Origin of the sequence: Ilyomonas limi (assembly GCF_005233845.1) — a bacterium.
In the GTDB taxonomy this organism is placed as follows: Bacteria; Bacteroidota; Bacteroidia; order Chitinophagales; family Chitinophagaceae; genus Ilyomonas; species Ilyomonas limi.
On record NZ_SZQL01000003.1, the window covers coordinates 93832 to 111488 of the forward strand.

General features: G+C 42.5%; 11 protein-coding genes and 1 pseudogene. 1 reads left to right on the top strand and 11 read right to left on the bottom strand.

Annotation, left to right across the window (positions count from 1 at the left end):
- Positions 1–15 precede the first annotated feature (15 nt).
- A complete protein-coding gene (locus FC093_RS05425) occupies positions 16–2007 on the top strand; it encodes an LTA synthase family protein (protein WP_137260736.1) in 1992 nt (663 codons plus the stop codon).
- Between the two features lie 133 nt (positions 2008–2140).
- On the opposite strand, the gene FC093_RS05430 is transcribed toward FC093_RS05425, so the two are convergent.
- The 11 genes and pseudogenes from FC093_RS05430 to FC093_RS05470 all read right to left on the bottom strand — a co-directional run bounded on the left by FC093_RS05430 (position 2141) and on the right by FC093_RS05470 (position 17575).
- Positions 2141–4330: a TonB-dependent receptor family protein gene (locus FC093_RS05430; RefSeq protein WP_137260737.1), complete on the bottom strand. Its 2190-nt coding sequence runs from the start codon at positions 4328–4330 to the stop codon at positions 2141–2143.
- A gap of 275 nt (positions 4331–4605) precedes the next feature.
- Entirely contained in the window at positions 4606–6159 is a 1554-nt protein-coding gene (locus tag FC093_RS05435) for a phosphatase PAP2 family protein (RefSeq protein WP_137260738.1), read from the bottom strand.
- A 29-nt stretch (positions 6160–6188) separates the two neighbouring features.
- Positions 6189–7139, bottom strand: coding sequence for a transporter (locus FC093_RS05440; RefSeq protein WP_137260739.1), 951 nt, complete (start codon positions 7137–7139; stop codon positions 6189–6191).
- 73 nt (positions 7140–7212) lie between these two features.
- Positions 7213–8328, bottom strand: a complete 1116-nt coding sequence (locus tag FC093_RS05445; protein ID WP_137260740.1) for a hypothetical protein — start codon at positions 8326–8328, stop codon at positions 7213–7215.
- A 53-nt stretch (positions 8329–8381) separates the two neighbouring features.
- Positions 8382–9749, bottom strand: coding sequence for a vanadium-dependent haloperoxidase (locus FC093_RS05450; protein ID WP_137260741.1), 1368 nt, complete (start codon positions 9747–9749; stop codon positions 8382–8384).
- Between the two features lie 465 nt (positions 9750–10214).
- The gene (locus FC093_RS05455) at positions 10215–10775 is read right to left on the bottom strand and encodes a hypothetical protein (RefSeq protein WP_137260742.1); all 561 of its coding nucleotides are present in this window, start codon (positions 10773–10775) and stop codon (positions 10215–10217) included.
- Positions 10776–10872: 97 nt separating this feature from the next.
- Positions 10873–11013, bottom strand: a complete 141-nt coding sequence (locus tag FC093_RS23695) for a hypothetical protein (protein ID WP_170970997.1) — start codon at positions 11011–11013, stop codon at positions 10873–10875.
- Between the two features lie 45 nt (positions 11014–11058).
- Positions 11059–11265, bottom strand: a pseudogene (locus tag FC093_RS24555) (DUF6934 family protein); the annotation flags it as partial.
- A 226-nt stretch (positions 11266–11491) separates the two neighbouring features.
- On the bottom strand, positions 11492–13519 hold the full coding sequence (locus FC093_RS05460) for a glycoside hydrolase family 65 protein (protein WP_137260743.1): 2028 nt from the start codon (positions 13517–13519) through the stop codon (positions 11492–11494).
- A gap of 145 nt (positions 13520–13664) precedes the next feature.
- Positions 13665–14054: a hypothetical protein gene (locus tag FC093_RS05465; RefSeq protein ID WP_137260744.1), complete on the bottom strand. Its 390-nt coding sequence runs from the start codon at positions 14052–14054 to the stop codon at positions 13665–13667.
- A gap of 131 nt (positions 14055–14185) precedes the next feature.
- Positions 14186–17575 (bottom strand): VCBS repeat-containing protein, encoded by a 3390-nt coding sequence (locus FC093_RS05470; protein ID WP_137260745.1) that lies wholly within the window; start codon positions 17573–17575, stop codon positions 14186–14188.
- Between the last annotated feature and the right edge of the window lie 82 nt (positions 17576–17657).

Here is a 17657-nt window from a genome sequence, read left to right on the forward strand (position 1 = left end):
TTTATTCATTCTTTAATGCCCAATATTATCAAGTCACTTATCTCTAATAATAACTGGAAGAAAAATATCTATGTAGCCTTATTATTATACCTGCTGCTGGCAATGCTGTTTTACTCCCTGTGCCGTATTGGCTTTTATCTGTTCAATATCTCTTCCTTCGGCAGCATGGATGCAGGCACTTTTTTGCAGGTGATGCGGGGCGGATTGGTATTTGACCTGGCGGCTGTGTTGTACAGCAATATTTTGTTTATTTTAATGCTGATTATTCCGCACCCTTACCGCTACAATAAAAAGTATAAGCAGGTATTGAAATGGGTGTTTATTATTGTAAATGCGGTTGCAATAGCTACTAATGTAATTGATTTTATTTACTATAAGTTTACACTTGCCCGCACTACACTCAGCATCTTCTCGCAGTTTCAGCACGAACAAAATATAGGTAAATTATTCCTGCATTTCTTTCTTACTTACTGGTATGCAGTATTGCTTTTTGCAGTGCTGGTTTGGCTGCTCAAAAAACTGTACGAGCAAATAGATTACGAAGGTCCGCAGGTAAAAAATAAATGGGCACATTATGTTGGCGGTGTGGTGCTCGTGCCTCTGTTTATAGTATTGTTTGTAGGCGGTGTACGAGGTGGTTTTAAACATAGTACCCGTCCTATTACCTTAAGCAATGCAGCCGAGTACAGCAAGAACCCCAAGTACGCCAATATTGTACTGAATACGCCTTTTGCCATTATTCGCACTTCTACTACTACAACCATCAAAAAGGCTAACTATTTTAAATCGGAGGAAGAATTAAGCAATGTTTTTACACCGCTGCATACGCCTGCTGATACCGTACCATTCAGGTATGACAATGTGGTGATTTTGATATTGGAAAGCTTCTCCAAAGAGTTTATGGGTGCTTACAACAAAGACCTGGGCAACTCTTTTGTAAGCTATGCGCCTTTCCTTGACTCGCTGGCGGGTAAAAGCCGCGCTTACCAGTATTCGCTCGCTAACGGACATAAATCCATCGAAGCGATGCCTTCGGTGCTTTGCAGCCTGCCTTCCCTTGAAGTGCCATATATACTGTCGCATTATTCGGGTGATAAAGTAAACAGCCTTGCTTCGCTGCTGAAAGATAAAGGTTATTACAGTGCTTTCTTTCATGGTGCACCCAACGGGTCTATGGGTTTTTTAGCTTTCTCCAAAACCATCGGTTACGATGATTATTTTGGCAAAGATGAATATAACAACGATGATGATTACGATGGTATCTGGGGTATTTGGGATGAGCCATTTTTACAGTTTTTTGCTAATAAAATGAATACATTCAAACAGCCGTTTTTAACTACGCTCTTTACTGTTTCATCGCACGACCCGTTTAAAATACCGGCAAAATATAATAGTGTTTTTAAAGGTGGACCATTACCCGAGCAGCGCTGTATTCAATACACCGATTACTCATTAAAGCGTTTTTTTGAAACTGCTGCCAACATGCCCTGGTTTAAAAATACGCTGTTTGTAATTACGGCAGACCATGTTTCCTCACAATCGCAATATCCTACATACAACAGTTCTGTTCCGGGCAATTTTTCCATACCTGTTTTCTTTTATAAACCCGGCGAAGACTGGTCTTCTATGAAGCAGGAAGTGATAAACCAGATTGATATCATGCCTACAGTGTTAGGTTATCTGCATTATCACAAACCCTATATTGCTTTTGGCAGAGATGTGTTCAAAGAAGATACCACGCCATATGCCTTTAACTACATGAACGGCACCTTCAACCTGTATTGGAGTGACTATTTATTGTTGTATAATAATGATAAAGCCGTTGGACTGTACAATTACAAACAGGATTTTACCCAGCAACATAACCTGCTACAGCAAATGCCGGATACCGCACAAGCACTCACCACCAAAGTACAGGCAATGATACAGCAATACAACAATCGCATAGTAGATAATAATTTGACTACCGAAGGCAGCCTGCTGAAGAAAGCAGCAAATACGAGATAGGGATGGTGAGTGGGGGAGTTTGTGAATAGTGAATTGTCAATTGTGAATAAGAAATAAGATAATAATGTGAGGAATGAAATATGGAAAGTAAGCAAAACCCTTACTTACCATTCACAATTGACAACTCACAACATCACCATTTCACCCCAAAAGAAATATAAAACGTTCTGCCATCTGCGGGCAAAATACCCGGGCCGGGATACATGGTAATACGCCGGTTGAAATAGTGCTCGTTGGTAAAGTTGTTGATGCCTGCACCCAGCCGGTAATTTTTCAAAATCACCCAATCAAACGTAGCATCCCACACATGATAAGCCGGTATAATACCGGTAACGCCATTACCACTTGCAACTGTATTTAAAGCATCGTTGTATTGCATACTGCTATAACTGTATTGAATGCACAGGTTGACAGTTTTACGTTTCAGGCTAATGCCTGCTTTTTCTATCCAGTCGGGTGTATTTTCTATACGATTGCCGTTGATGCTGGTATTTACACCACTTTTGTTAATGACTGCATGTTGGTATCGCGCATGGTTGTAAGCCAATGAATTAAAAATGCTGATGTTGTTTTCCTTTGCAGCATAACCTGTCATTTTCAGCAACGAAAGCTCTATATAACTTTCAATTCCTTTGATAATGCCATCGCCGATGTTGGTAGTATATAAATGATTGTTGCTATCTTCGCTTGTAAAAGAAGTGAGCCCTACGCGATTGCCATAAAATACATAAAAAGCGTTTACATCCCAGCTTAATACATTTTTGTAAACACCACGATAGCCAAGGTCTATATCGTAGCCTTTACTGTCTTTCAGGTTGGGGTCTATTACATCCAGCCGGTCGGCAGTCGTTACATTCGCATTTAAAAAAGGACGGTATTCCTGCGAGACATTACCATACAATTGCACCATTTTGCCCACATTGTATTGCAAGCCTGCACCAAACAGCGGAAAACGTCTTTTACCATTATAATTCACCGCATCGGTTGCATTATTAATAACGCCTGTCAGCCAGGTATCAATCATTTCGTAGCGCACGCCGGGCGTGATGGAAAAGTCTTTGGTAAGCTGAAAAATATTTTCGGCAAAAACCGCATAATTGTTTGTAGTAAAATGCAGGTCAATGCCGTACGGTTTTGTAAGCGATAAATCAAAATCGCTGCCGGTGGTACCAACGCCCTTTTGGCGACGTTTGGTTACTTCTGTAAAATAGCGGAGACCACCTGCTAATGTGCTTTTTATATGGGCCAACTGATAACGGTGCCTTACCCGCGCTTCGGTAGTAAAACCGCTGTAATAATCCCGGTCCACCTGCCGCGGATTGTAGCTGTTTAAAGCGGTATTAACCGTATCGGGAACATTACCGGCATTAATAAACTGCACGCTGTTGCGCTGCCCGAATAAATAATGTGAGATTATTTGCAGTTGGGTGTTATTGCTGATGTTGTAATTAAAAATAAGCGCCGGAATATTAATAACCGGCTGAAAATAATTTCTCGCCCGCTCCGACTGTTTTGGATTTGCTGCAAATTGTGCATCCGTTAGACCACCGGCAATCTGCTGTACATAATCCATGCGCGAAAACTGCAAAGCCAGCGATATGTCTTTGGTAAAATGATATTTCAAATCGGCATAATAAGCACGATAATTAAACCGCGCATTATCGCGCCAGCCATTGCCGCTGCGGTTGTCGTAGTAAGCATAGTATTGCAGCTTGCCCACCGTGCCGCCTACTGCATTGTAAGAATTAAACAAGTTATAAGAACCTGCTGCTTGATTGCTTTCGATAGATAAAGACTTCGTAGTATCGCCTTCTTTTAGTACATAATTCATCATGCCGCCAAACTGCGGCCCGAACTGTAATGCAGCGGAGCCGCGCACATATTGCACTTGCTGCACAGCTTGCAAGGGTACGGTATAATGATTTTCGGGATAGCCAAAGGCGTCGCTGTTAGTCATATAGCCGTTTTGCCGCATGTTCATTTCTATATCGCGGTGTGCATCGGTGCCGCGCGTACCAATGTTGAGCTGTGTGCCGGCGCCATCCATCTGCCACATATTCAAGCCGGGTATTTGGGCAAATTGCAGCCTGCCCATATTCTGCGCCATATTTCCTTTAGAGGGATCAAGCGAAAGCAAATCTGATTTTTTACCTGCAAAAATGTAAGTGCCACTTATATCGGGCAGATGTTGTTTTGTAGTGCCGTGCAAATAACTGCTTACTGTTATGCTATCGAGCGTGCGGGTAGTGGTATCTTTTTGTGCCAGCAGACTTTTACTGATTAATAAAATAAGAACGCTAATACTTACAACTTTTTTTTTCATTGTTTGCCAACCAGCTTTTTATGTAAATGAATCTTTTCACCATCACAGGGGCATGACTATCACTTACAAAAAGCTCTGCTTATGAGGAAAGGGTATTACAAGAATTGCTCAACTAACGCCGACAGGTTATATTCCTGTCAGCGTTTAATTGAGCTTAACGGAACAGTTGTTTAATTAAGGAATAAAGGATTGTTGTGCACAGCGTACTGCATGCAAATCGGGCTCGCCACAAGCCCTTTGTTAAATTTGCAGCATACCCGCACATACAAGTAGTTTTACTCTGCTCCATCTGTTGTTGCTCTTGCTATGGCATAATCGCCTATTTTTTTACCTACCTCCAATCCAACCTGACAATCGCTGCGAAAGTGGATACCGCCATACATGCGCGAGAGGGAAGCTTCCTGTGCCATTGCCGCATAATCAGCAGCACGCTCTGGAACAATATGACCTAATATTTCAGCAGCAGCACCACTGAAAGTAGAGTGACCAGAAATGTAAGAAGGAAAGTTGGGTAGGCCGGTCAAAGTTTTAATTGCCGGGTTCATCTGCGAAGGACGCGGATTGTAATAATAATTCTTCGTATTCCAGCATACAATGGCAGCATCCATCAGGCTCATATTAAGCAGCGCCATGTTGCGTGCCCAGCGCACTTCGCTCCAGTTCTTTTTAATAAAATCTTCTGCTGCAATAGCATCCCAGTGTCCTGCGGGTGTATAGGTAGCTACACCATCAGCCCAAAACTGCACAATGCGTATATGCTCCCGTGTTGGATGGTTTACCAGTTGATAAATCTCTTCTGTTTCCTGTTTCATTTGCTCACTACCGGTAGAAGGTGGTGGCCCGGGACGAAGCGCAACACAGGCAGCCGAATCGAATAAGAATGGCTTTACATTACCAAACATCGGCAGCATGGGCGGGCGCTTTGGGCTTTCGAGGCTTATCCAGGCTTTCTCACCACGTGCTACGCAATCGGCAGCCATTTTATCCCAGTCGGCTTGCGTACCGCCGGCTTTTCCGGCATTATCGGTTTTACCACGTGCAATAAACACCTGCGCCACTGCTCTGCCCAGTGCTTCACCAGCTACCAAATCGCTGCGCACATTGGCACCGGCAAGCAATCTTGCCTCTTCTGCTTCGGCTGCTTTTTGCTCAATAAAAGCAATTTCTGTTGGAAACAGCATTTTCATCATTTCGGCGGTAACGCCTGCTACTACTGCATCTTCGGACGGATAGGAAGGTAAATTAGAGGCCGGTACTAATTTATTGGCATTAATAAAAGAATCTGCCTGATAAGGCGACAGGCGGTTGTACAGCATTTTGTAGTGCCAGGCGCTTACCAATGCATCGTATTGCGCAGCGCTTACATAAGCATACGCACGGGCTGCATACGGCGGGTTGGAAAAAGGAAACTGCGGATAATTGAAAGGGTTGGTTGCATTGGGAATAGGATAAGTACCATCTTCTTGCTGGTACGGTGGCAGGTTGTGTTTTGCCACCAGTTCGCGCATAATCTCATTCCAGCGCAATACAGCACCGGCACTCCAGTATTTTACTATTGCTTTTTGTGCAGCAGTAAGGTTTTGCTGCAAAGCTTTTACTTCATTCAGTTCGCCAACGTACGTACCCGAAGTAGTAGTGGCTGGCGCTGCTACAAGAAATGTATCGGGGTGTGAGAGTAAGACGGTTTTCCAGTTGCCTGCATTCAGGTCGTTATCCTGTGCATTCAAGGCGGGCAAATCATCGGTTCTGCCTTCTATTTTTGAGCAGGAAATAACGATAATAGTTACAAGCATCATGGCAGTAAGTAAAAGCCAATAATATTTTTTCATAAATGGGTTTGTGAATGATGAATAACAGATTACGAATGGGTAGCAGGTTCTGATGTTTTCTTTTTGAAATTGAAAATATAGTAAGCCCCAAAGCCAAAGTTGGTTGCTTGTCCTACATTTCTGCCTTTTATGGTATAGCCACCATCAGCAGTTAGCTCTATATGCGTATAAAATGGCAAGGTATATTTTACGTGCGCACCTATATTCGTCATATTCATGCGGTTGCTTGGGAAAGGCATATCGTTGCGATGAATATCAAAGCCACCAAGGGTAGTAAGATTACTTATCATGGCTTCGGCAATCAGGTATTTGCTGCGTAACCCTGCACTCAGCATGTAACTGGCTGCATTGGGCATATCTACTTTGTTGGAGTAAATCAGGTGATCGGTGTAGTAAGCATTACGGTCTATCGTAGTATTGCTGCGCATTATATAAGCAGCCGAAGCCGTAGTAAAGAACTTACCCGCCTGGTAATCTACCATTGCCCTGCCGGTAACGTTGGTAGAATGGAAGCCAATGGCCAGCGGCAAAAAATCGGCGGTATAATTGCTTGTTGGCGTACTGATGCCCGCTACAGCAAACAACGATAATTTTGACTTGCCGCAGGTCACACTCCATGGTTTCCATTTTAAAGCTACGCTCGCATCCTGCAAGCCATGCATTTTGTGCAATGTGCCGGCAGAAGTATGATTCCATATATAAGGCAAGCCAGCCAGAATGTTGAGGTTATTGGTAATGCCGTAAGCAGACATATACATCACAGCATGCGAGGTAAAAGTACCAATATTCTCATTGTCTCTTTTGAGTGTGCCTTCCCAATAGTTTTTCCATTGAGCATGTTCGTAATTAAATCCATTACACCATTGATTTTTATTCAGCATAATGGCATCATGGTCGGTTTGCGCGTTGGCAGTGATTATACACAGTACAGTGCACAGCAATACAATGCAATGCCTGTACAGTAAGGCAATTTGCTTCATAACTAAGCAATTAATTTTTAATTATACTAATGAAGGGAAGAATGTTTTGTACGCTATCATATAAGCTACTATTTTAAAACTTAAAGGCCACGCCTGCGCTGATAACATAATCGGCAAAAGCGGCATCGCCCTGCACATGTTTGCCTTGCTCGATGGAGTTTTCCTTATCCGTTACGCTTTGTGTTCTGTTTCGTACAAACGCTACCGGCACGCTGGCAAAAGCACTGAATTTTTTGGCAGCGTAACTAACGGTTGGCTCTATGCTCCAGATGTAACCCGGACGACGGAAATCGCCGCTGCCGCCAATAATATCATGCACCGGAATACCTTCTAAACGCACACCTGCAGCAGCCGATAAACCATGTACCGCACCACCAAAAGCATAGTTGAAGCCCGCACGTACCATATATTGGTCGGGCACGCTCATAATGGCTTCATTGGCGAGTGCAGGCGTCAATGTTTCGCGGTAGGTGCGCACACCATTTTGCTCGCGCGGATTGCTGAGGTAATATACATTGCCATACATGCCAAAGTTGTGCACGAAGTTGTAAAACATATTTGCTTCAAGCGTAAAACCGGTGCCGCCATCACCAAGCTGTATGCTTTGATCAACGGGGCGCAATTCTTTGGTGCCGCCCGGACCTACGTTGTACCAATAATCTTCATAATCATCCTGCCCGGTAGGCAGCTTTATACCCAAACCCACCTGAATATTGCCACGAAAGCTCTTCACCGGGTCGAATAACCAATAGTAAGCCGCTAAACGCATGTCACCCAAACCAAAAGAGTGCATGGTATGGCGCTGATTGTAATTATTTACACCATTTATCAATCCATGCTCGTACAAGGAGGAGCGTGTGTTGGCAAGAATAGGCATATCTATCATCAAAGACCAGCGATCGTTGAGGATACGCGTAAGATTAATGTCCATGGTGCCGTTGTGATTGATGACTTCGGTACCCTGTGTAAGCCGGGCTTTGTTTTCGGTAGTTCCGCTAAAATGGCGGAACGATTTGAAATACCTGAAATTGGTTGCTAACACCCATTGGCTGTTGTGCGTACTATCGGGGTGCGCCGTCATACAAGTGCCGCCGGTACTGCGAATGGCCACGCAGCCTTGCGCGTTAGCCTGATTAATATGACAGAGAGCAAGTATTAGTATAGCTGAATACAGTAGTATATTTTTCATAAACAATTTGTTTTGTGTAGTTAATAATGAAGCGTAATAATTAAAGAATACGGTTAATAATAGTGTGTGGTATCGGCAGCGGGTGCAACGCGATCCTCCCCTTCTTTCATGCGTAATTTGTTGGCAACAAAGTCACCTACTTTTCGTCCGTACTCGGTAGCAGTAATGCAGGAGCTATGATAGTGAATACCACCGTAAAAGCGCGCCCAGTTGTTTTCTATCGCTGCTGCGCGGAAGGATGGATAAGAACGGCTTGTAAGTCCAAACTCCAGCTCTGTAGTGTCTTTATAAGAAAAGTTATCACCAAAAACGCTGGTCAATGCTTCTGCCGCAGCCGAGGAAACAGTAGAGTGGCCGCAGGTATATTCGGGAAAAGCAGGTGTTTGCAACAACGGGCGCCAGTTAGGATCAATGTATTTGTTGATAACTGTCTCAGGGCGCGCGGTATTGTAGGTGTATTTCGCATCCCAGCACTGTATAAAAGCGTCAAACATAGCAATGGATGTTTTGGTATACGCATATACCGTTTCATCAAAGTCGGCATTTGCCTTTTGTGCAGCAATACCAATAATGCTTTGCCAGTGGCCGGTAGGAGAAAACTTTTTGGTGCCGAACATCACATGTCCGTTCACATTCAGCTTAAATGGATTATCATCCCAAAAGTTGGCAATCTCTTCCTGCTCTGGTGTAAGATTTTCTATTGCATTTTTAATAAGCATTACCTGTTTGCAATATTCACTGTTGGTATCTTTCATATTAAACTCAAGTGGCGGCGGCACGCGAAACTGCGATGCGCTATCCATTACCATCGGGCGTATTTCCATCCAGTGCGGCTCCACTGCCTGCGCATACATAGGGGGCGTAGGTACCCAGCGGCCTTCTTCCTGTGTAACAGTGAACTTGCTGGCGCTGCGTGTCTGGGCATAATTATCTTTTTTGCTCCAGTCCAAAACAGCATCTGCAACGGCATCGGCATAGTTTACGCTATTGTCAAAAATTTTGGAAGGCATACCCGCATCTTTTGCTTTTTGTTTTAAAGCATCTACATACGCATCCATACTGCCTTCGGGGAAAGTAACAGCACTGCCTACTTTGCAATAAGCCAGCAAGGCTGCAAAAGGAAAATCGGTTTGCTGCGCATCAGTTGGCTGTGGCAAAGTATTCAACCCCCTTAACTGGTCAGCCAGTGAATGGTATTTACTATTTCCTGCAGCTACTACCTCGTAAGCGGCAATACTGGCATACGTATAATTGCGCGTTGCTACTACCGGCGAAAAATTGTTGCCCATTACAATGCCATTTAACTCATGTACAGTTTGCGAAAACAAAATGGGATCGTGCATTACTTTTTTATACTCGCCGTTGTTTTTGCAGGCACTTAAAAGAACAATTACTGAAAGAAAAAAGAAAATCTGTTTCATAAACTTCCTCAGGAACACTATTTTGCTACTATTAGATATGGTTAAAACGAAATTAATTTTTTGATACTTACTGCATCTGCCGCTAAGCTGGTTGTTGCTGCTTTGCATTTGTATGTTGTATTACAAAAAATAAAGTTGCACGAAGGTGAAAATCTGCTTGTGAAACTGCTTCAGGCTTCAAAAAGCCCTAATGCCCCTTACTCAATTTGTAATGTTTACCATAAAATGGTATAAGACATTGCTTTACATTTAAAACGCAACACAAGTGCACGAAGGTGAAAATCTGCTTGTAAAAAACCACTTCAGACCTTGAAAAGTCCGGATGCACATTTGCTTTGTTTGAATAAAAACTGCCTTATACGTAAATGGAATACAACAACACAGCAGCCATCTTGCCTGGTAACGGCAGAGGCAGTGTAATAACTTTTGGCGCATTATGACAGAAGAAACTGTTGAATGTATGCCTTATGCAGCATCCGGCGGTTGCCCGGGCGGGGTGTGCGGGGTGGAAGAAAGGGAAAAAATAATTACGGAAGAATAGGCTGCTTTTACAGCAGCAACTGCAGATAAGCTAAAGGTGGCTACCTGCTGCTCGTAATCGGAGGAAAGATTTTTAAAAACGTTTGTTTTGCCGTTATCCGATTTTTTGCTGCTATTATCTGTAGCAATATCGTTGGTAGTTTTAAAAAAGTCGTTTTTGGCACTTTGCAGGCGCATTTTGTTATGGTCGGGCAGGCAAAGGAGTTCGAGTTCGCCATTTACAATTCTGCGCTTTACATACTTGTAAATTTTTCCGTCAATTTTTATTTCACCATCTACACGCTCGTAATTGGATTGCGTCGTTTGGTACGGCATGGAAAGTGGTACTTTAATGCTGATAAGATCTGCATCGTTGTATTGGTGCTTATCGAGGGAAGCTGTTAGCTGAATATCAGATTGCTGCTGTACATAATTGAACCACAGCCTGTAACCTACAAGATTGAACAGGAAGAGTAAAAGGAGCAATATGGCAGCCAGCTTTTTCACGACTTGAGGTTACAATATTAAGGAAAGAAACGATAAATTTACTTACAATGCAAAAAATATGATAAATTATTTTTGCTTTACCTCCTGTTGCAGTTCTTTAGAAAGTCCTATCCGTTTCAAAATTCTCGTTTGCTTTTGCAAGCTTTTCCGGAAAGCATACAACATTCTTGTACTTATCTAAAGAATCATCAATGTCAATGTCTGGTTTTCTATCCACCGGAACCGGATCCTTTTTCATAACTCAAATCTACTTATTTTCTTCTTAGCAGGAAAGCATCATAGTTTACGCCTTTATAAAAGAAAGCCATTCATTATTATATTCACTATACATCTCAAATTCAGTAAATGCTTCTTCTATAAACTTTGCAATTCCCATCGGGTATAGACGGGTTTTGGATGTAGAACTGCCAGTTGTAAAGATGATTGCATTGGAATGTTTATCCGTATAAGTATAAATAGTAGATGCAACCGTTTCTAATACCTTTTCAGTATCCCCATTGTTCTAAACTGCGTATCATCAAATTCGTTTGAATGCCTAATCTTATTTCCAAAAGCAAGTTTTTATACATTTTCAACCTCTGTTTGCAAATAATAAATAACCTTAGTAGTGCTTCCTTTAGTGCCAACACTTATAACCTTGAATGTTTCAAGTCTTTGCCTGAAATGATTTGATAATACGCTTCTTTCATTAATAAATATATTAATCAGGAAAAGCACTACTTCACTACATACGTTTTCTTATCTACGCCAATGCCGGTAAGCGTAAGCGATTGCCAGTTGGAAGGTAGTTTTGTTTTTAATTGCGTAATGCCATTTGGTGTAATTTCCAGTCCGCCAAATCCGTTGAGCATCGCTTGTATCATGCCGCCTGCACCGGTAGAAAAATAAGGATTATTGCCGGTGGCAGTTTCAGCAATTACACCAAAGGGCGGACGCATATTGGGCTCAAAGCCAATTTTAAAAGCGTGGTAAGCGCTGTCGGGCATTCCAAGCCTTGAATATAAAATAGAGAAAATGGCGTGCGTCATTGCCGGGCCTTCACCTACACGCGGCTGGTAATAATCCAAATCTCTTTTGATGGCTGCGTTGCCGGTTACTTCGTGCAGCGGATAGGCTAATAGGTTCACATCTGCCTGCTTTATTTTTTCGCCTGCATACGTGGCGTGTTCCTTTATTACACCGTCCGGAAATTTGAGAATCGGGATGTTGTTATACACATTCATCCAATCTGCATCCGGTACTATTCCCAATATTTTTGCCGCATCGGTGGCATACTTCAGGTTGGCTCTTGCAGCAGCATTGGTAAAGGCGTTGTTATCTATGTTTTCTGCCCATTCATCGGCAGCTACTACGTTCTTAATATCGTAATGACCAGCACCGTTCCGTTCAACACGGCTTGCCCAAAAATCGGCAGTTGCTTTTAGCAGTGGATAGCCTCTTTCGCGAAGCCAGTTTTTGTCCTGCGTTACGCAATAGTAGTTCCAGGCAGCAATAGCAATATCGGCGGTGATGTGGTGTTCAAAAGGTCCGCTGAGCGCCCACACCGGGGTTTCTTCATTACCACTCGCTGCACTTTCCCACGGGAACATCGCGCCTTTATAGCCGTGCGAAAACGCATTGTTTACGGCGGCGCCTAACCGTTGATAACGGTACTCTAACAGCGACTTTGCAATATCGGGTTGTAAGAGCAACAACGAAGGATACATCCACAGCTCTGTATCCCAAAACGCATGACCATTGTAGCCCAAACCACTCAAGCCCATCGGCGATAAACTATACGCCGTACCGCTGCGTGCAAAGGAATATAAGTGGTAAATCATGCTGTGCACTTCCTGTTGTGTCTTATTGTCTCCTTCAATTACAATATCGCTTTTCCAAAGGCTGTCCCATGCCTCATTATGAAACTGTAACAACCGCTTAGCACCTTGCAAAGTGGCAAAAAGAGTGAGGCGTTCAGCTTCGTTCAGCGGATCATCGTTGTGTGCCGAAGTAAGTGTGGAACCAACAATAGCAAAGTGATAAGCCTCACCAGCTTTGAGGTTCTTTTTAAATTTTAAAAGATGCAAATTATTATCCCACATTTCATGAATGACTACGGGTTCGCTGCCGTGCGGTTCGTCAAACAAAAAGCTGTTGCTCGCTGCCATAAACAGTTTGCCGGTGGGGCTTTTGGCGGTGGAAGTAAGCAACGAAATAGTTACATGCGGGCGGTCTATCTGATTGAAATAATTCTCTACATCCCGCAGCATATCGGGCGCTTCCATTACGGAAGCAGGAATAATTTCAATGTCTTTTTTAGCAGTAATCGTTACATCCACCAAAGCGGTATAAGGCAGTTGGCGAAGGGAGTAATAGGTATAGCTAATACTGGCTTTATCACCATAATCGAATGTGGTAGTAAAACTGGCGTGCTTCATATCGAGCACCTGCTGCATGTGTTGCACCTGGTTAAAATTTTCGATACGCTGCCCGTCAATATCCAGGTGCATATTCACAAAGTTGAAAGTCTTGAGGATATTGCTTACGCGACCTCTGCCGTATAAATCAAAAGCACCATTGAGCACCACATCTTTTACAGTAAAAGGTATTGGTGAAGACACAATACCCACCATACCGTTAGCAACTGTTTCGCCAAAATAATTATTAGGATTAATGCTATCAGCTTTGATAGTCCAGACATCTTGTGCAAAAGAACAAGCTAAAAGTAAGGAGCAAACAAGCGAAAGCAGAACACGTTTATTCATACGGAGAAGCTGTTAAAGTTGTAAATGTAAACGGAGAATTCGGGAGATAAGAAAAAGGTAGAAAATTTCTGGAAGAATATTGCACATTACCATACCTTTTACTGATGCATATCTTCAGGTATCAGCTTTTTGGAGCCTGAAAGTCTTAATGGAATGGTATAAACGTTCTTGCCGGATTAACACTTGCAGTATCAATGAAATTTTGCGCCATTAATGTATCATTCTCCGCATTGACTGCAAGCAAGAACGGACCATCATAACCGGTAGAAGTATCATTAAGTTGTTTAACAAGAATACTGTCACCAAAACGGATCGCTATAAATCTAAAACCTTGTGACAAATTTGTGTCTACTGATTGCTGCCAGTTTTTTGAAGCATAATACAAAACAGGATACTGATTGCCAACATTGGTAATGATAGTATCACTATGTGTCGCTGCATCTATCCAAACCGTTTGAGGAGTTGCAGGAGCCGGCATAGGCGGTTTATTACAGGCAAACGTTATCAATATAATACCAAAGGCAACCCTTTTCATAATTTGCATGATTACAATAATGCGCAAAATGTTGCTTGATACTTAAAGTAACGTTCGCTGAGATAGGGAATTTCTATAAAAGAGCAAATATTCAGTAGTACATATTACCTGTTCAATTTATAATCGGCCGCTCACTTCTTCTCCTGCTGCTTTACAAAGCCATATTGCTTTACACCAGGCTGCTCAAATTGTATCACCATAGCACTATCGTTGTTTTTGGCTAAAATATATGCCTTTTTTCCGCCAATGGTAATATTGCGTACATGCCGCACTTCACCTTTTACCTGCAAGCCGTTGAGGCTTTGCGCTGCAAACTGGTTATTACCTTTATTCAATAAAATAGTTCCAAAATTGGCATCGTACCTGCCCATTTCAATGTTGTTCGCATCGTAGTTGCCAAAGAGCAAGATATCGGGCAGGTTGTCGTTGTTGGCATCTATCACCTGTGCATCTTTATAGGGTGAAAGTTGCGCCTGCCAGGGCATTGGCTGCACTGTATATTGCAGATTGCCATTATTGATAAGGATAGCGTTGTCAAAATAGTCAGCCGTAAATATTTTCGAAGCATCCAGTTTATCCTGCGGAAACAAATCGGTGAGGGTAGCCTTTGCAAAATCTTCCGCATATAAAAACTGCTTTTTCAATGTGGGAATTTGTCGTTGCAATTCTTCTTTATTGGCAAATACCAGTTCTTTGTTATTCAAATAGTAGGTAAGGATTTGTTCTTTGGTGCCATTGTTATCAAAATCGTTGTAGTACATGCGTACGGGCTGCGCATCATTGGCTTTTAGCCTGCTGTTTAATCCTAAATTACCTGCAACTAAATCCACATCGCCATCTTTATCAATATCCACTGGTAATACAAAATTCCACCAGCCCTTTTTATCCGTTAAATACTGCTTTGTAAAATGCCCATTATTATTGATGAATGCCACAATACCATCCCACTCTAAAGAAAGAATTAAATCTTTATCACCGTCTTTATCTATATCGTACCACAAACCCTGCGTTACAAAACCGATATGTGATAAATCTTTGGCGTAGGTTGCCGTAACATCTTTAAACTTTCCGGTACCATCATTTTGCAATAAATACGATCGCGGTACTTCGCCATATTTCCAGGGTACGGCTCTGCCACCGATAAACAGATCGGTATAGCCGTCGCCATTAATATCGCAAGGCGCTACGCACGATGCTGTCATATACTCATTACTGAACACATCCATTTTACGCGACAGGTTTCCTTTTCCATCATTGAGATACACGCGCGGCAACAAGTGCTCGTCGTTGCCATAATATTCATTGCCGCCGCTGGCTACAACAAGGTCGGGATATTTATCGCTATTTACATCTGTCCACACAGCATCTATATCTTCCCACATACTGTCTTTATCCAAAGCAGGCTGCAGCATTTTATCAAATTTTCCGGCTGTATTTTGTATAAAAACTGCTCCTTTTTCTCTTTTGGAAGCACCAATAAACACATCCTCCAGTCCATCACCATCTATGTCGCCAACAGCCAATGCCGGCCCTTCGCGCGATACCATGTGCGGCATCAGCGGCTCGCGGTCAAATTCCACAAAAGGGTTCTCGCTGTGCTTATACTGCAGTGCAGTGGCGGTAGTAATGTTTTTTACCGGCAACGTACTGTTTTGCCAATGCTTTGAAAAAGCAGCATAATCAAAAAGAGGCAGGCCTTTTTTGTAAGTAAAAGTTACCGTTTGCATTGTATCGTGCTGCCAGTCTATTTTTTGATACGTATTATCATTCCATACCAATAATACGCTATCTACTTTGGTGTTGCCCAGTCCAATATGCAGTGGCACTTCCATGCTGGATAAAAAACCACGAACCGGGTATTTCTCATACGTACGAATACCGCTGTTGGTATATACAATAATTCTGGAGCCGAGCGCATTGATGTTATCAGGTGTGCCTCTCAGGTTGATATCTATAAAAGCTTTTTTTTGTACATCATTGTTTTTATTCTGGTACACCAGCGCGTCGCCATCAATATTGTTTACTACAATGTCCAGGTCGCCATCACCATCGAGGTCGGCATAGATGGCACCATTTGAAAAGGTAGGCACATTGCCCTGCACCTGCACATTCAAATCGGCAAACCGGAGGTCGCCCTCATTCTTATATAGTTTATTAGGAATTTTTATTTGCGGAAATTTATCAATCAGCGACAGATCCTTTTTGTCCAATGTATTGTTTCGCATTTTCTCCTGCAAATCCTGGTTCGATACAAAATTTACATAATCAATATCATTCAATCGTTTGGGAATGCCGTTCGATATAAATAAATCCTTTAATCCATCATTATCAAAGTCCATCCACAGCGGTGCCCAGCTCCAGTCGGTGGCTGCCACGCCGGCGTACAAACCCACTTCACTAAACATACCATTGCGATCGTTCAACTGCAGGTTATTGCGCGTGTATTGATGCGTGTAACCATAATTAATCTTCATGTTGAAGATATCATATGCGTCCTCGCCCAGTGAACGCTTTAAAATATAAGGATCATTGGAGAGCATATCCATTGTAATGATTTCAGGATAGGCATCGTTGTTTACATCAGCTACATCTACTCCCATTGAATACTGGCTGGTGTGCATGAGGCAGGTAGTATCTTCATCTTTAAATGTACCGTTGCGCTGATTGATGTATAGGTAATCATCTTCGTGAAAGTCGTTACTGATATACATATCAGGGTAACCATCCATATTGATGTCGGAAACACAAATTCCCAAGCCATAACCCAATACAGAACTGTTGATACCTGCTGCTTTGGTAACATCGGTAAACTTACCGCTACCATCATTTCGGTATAAATGGTCACCGGATATGGGGCTGGTGTTTTCAAGCATTTGCGCGCGCGGGCCATACGTGCCGTTTTGATGAATGGAGTGATTGAGTAGATACATGTCTAGATCACCATCCATATCATAGTCCATGAAAGCTGCCTGTGTGCTGAAGCCAGAGAAAGCGAGCCCCATTTGCGCAGCTTCATCCTTGTATTGCGGTACGCCATTTTTATCTATACCGGTGCAAATAAGAAATTGATTGTGGCTGTTGAGTATTTCGTATTTACCCACCCGGCAGATATATAAATCCAGCAAGCCATCACTATTGATATCTACAACCGATACGCCGGTGCTCCAGCCGCCATCGTTTGGTATATGCGCTTCATCTGTTACCTCTTTGAAGTGCATGTTGCCTTCATTCAAAAACAGCTTGTTTTTGCCTTGATTGCTTGCAAAAAACAAATCTGTTTTTCCATCATTATTAAAGTCAGCCGCCCCAATGCCTGCACCATTGTAGAAGTACATGTAATCAAATACATTGAACTGCTCGGTAGGAGTAAGCTGATTAATAAAATTTAAACCTGTAAATTTACTGTCGAGTACCTGAAACAATGACGGCAACTGCGGTTGCTTTTTTGAATGGCAACCAAATGCACTGGTAAGTATGAGTATGTAAAAAAGTATTCTTTTATGCACTTGCCCGCTCGTCATTAAGAGGTGACTAAATTAGTGGCCATTTATTATACCACAAGGAGTAGTTTTGTTAACACTTTTTTGAACCCAACGGCACCAG

Coding starts and splice junctions, on each gene's coding strand:
- FC093_RS05425 (WP_137260736.1), top strand. CDS start 16: ATGCCCAATATTATCAAGTCACTTATCTCTAATAATAACTGGAAGAAA.
- FC093_RS05460 (WP_137260743.1), bottom strand. CDS start 13,519: ATGAATAAACGTGTTCTGCTTTCGCTTGTTTGCTCCTTACTTTTAGCT.
- FC093_RS05450 (WP_137260741.1), bottom strand. CDS start 9,749: ATGAAACAGATTTTCTTTTTTCTTTCAGTAATTGTTCTTTTAAGTGCC.
- FC093_RS05440 (WP_137260739.1), bottom strand. CDS start 7,139: ATGAAGCAAATTGCCTTACTGTACAGGCATTGCATTGTATTGCTGTGC.
- FC093_RS05435 (WP_137260738.1), bottom strand. CDS start 6,159: ATGAAAAAATATTATTGGCTTTTACTTACTGCCATGATGCTTGTAACT.
- FC093_RS05445 (WP_137260740.1), bottom strand. CDS start 8,328: ATGAAAAATATACTACTGTATTCAGCTATACTAATACTTGCTCTCTGT.
- FC093_RS05470 (WP_137260745.1), bottom strand. CDS start 17,575: ATGACGAGCGGGCAAGTGCATAAAAGAATACTTTTTTACATACTCATA.
- FC093_RS05465 (WP_137260744.1), bottom strand. CDS start 14,054: ATGAAAAGGGTTGCCTTTGGTATTATATTGATAACGTTTGCCTGTAAT.
- FC093_RS05430 (WP_137260737.1), bottom strand. CDS start 4,330: ATGAAAAAAAAAGTTGTAAGTATTAGCGTTCTTATTTTATTAATCAGT.
- FC093_RS23695 (WP_170970997.1), bottom strand. CDS start 11,013: ATGAAAAAGGATCCGGTTCCGGTGGATAGAAAACCAGACATTGACATT.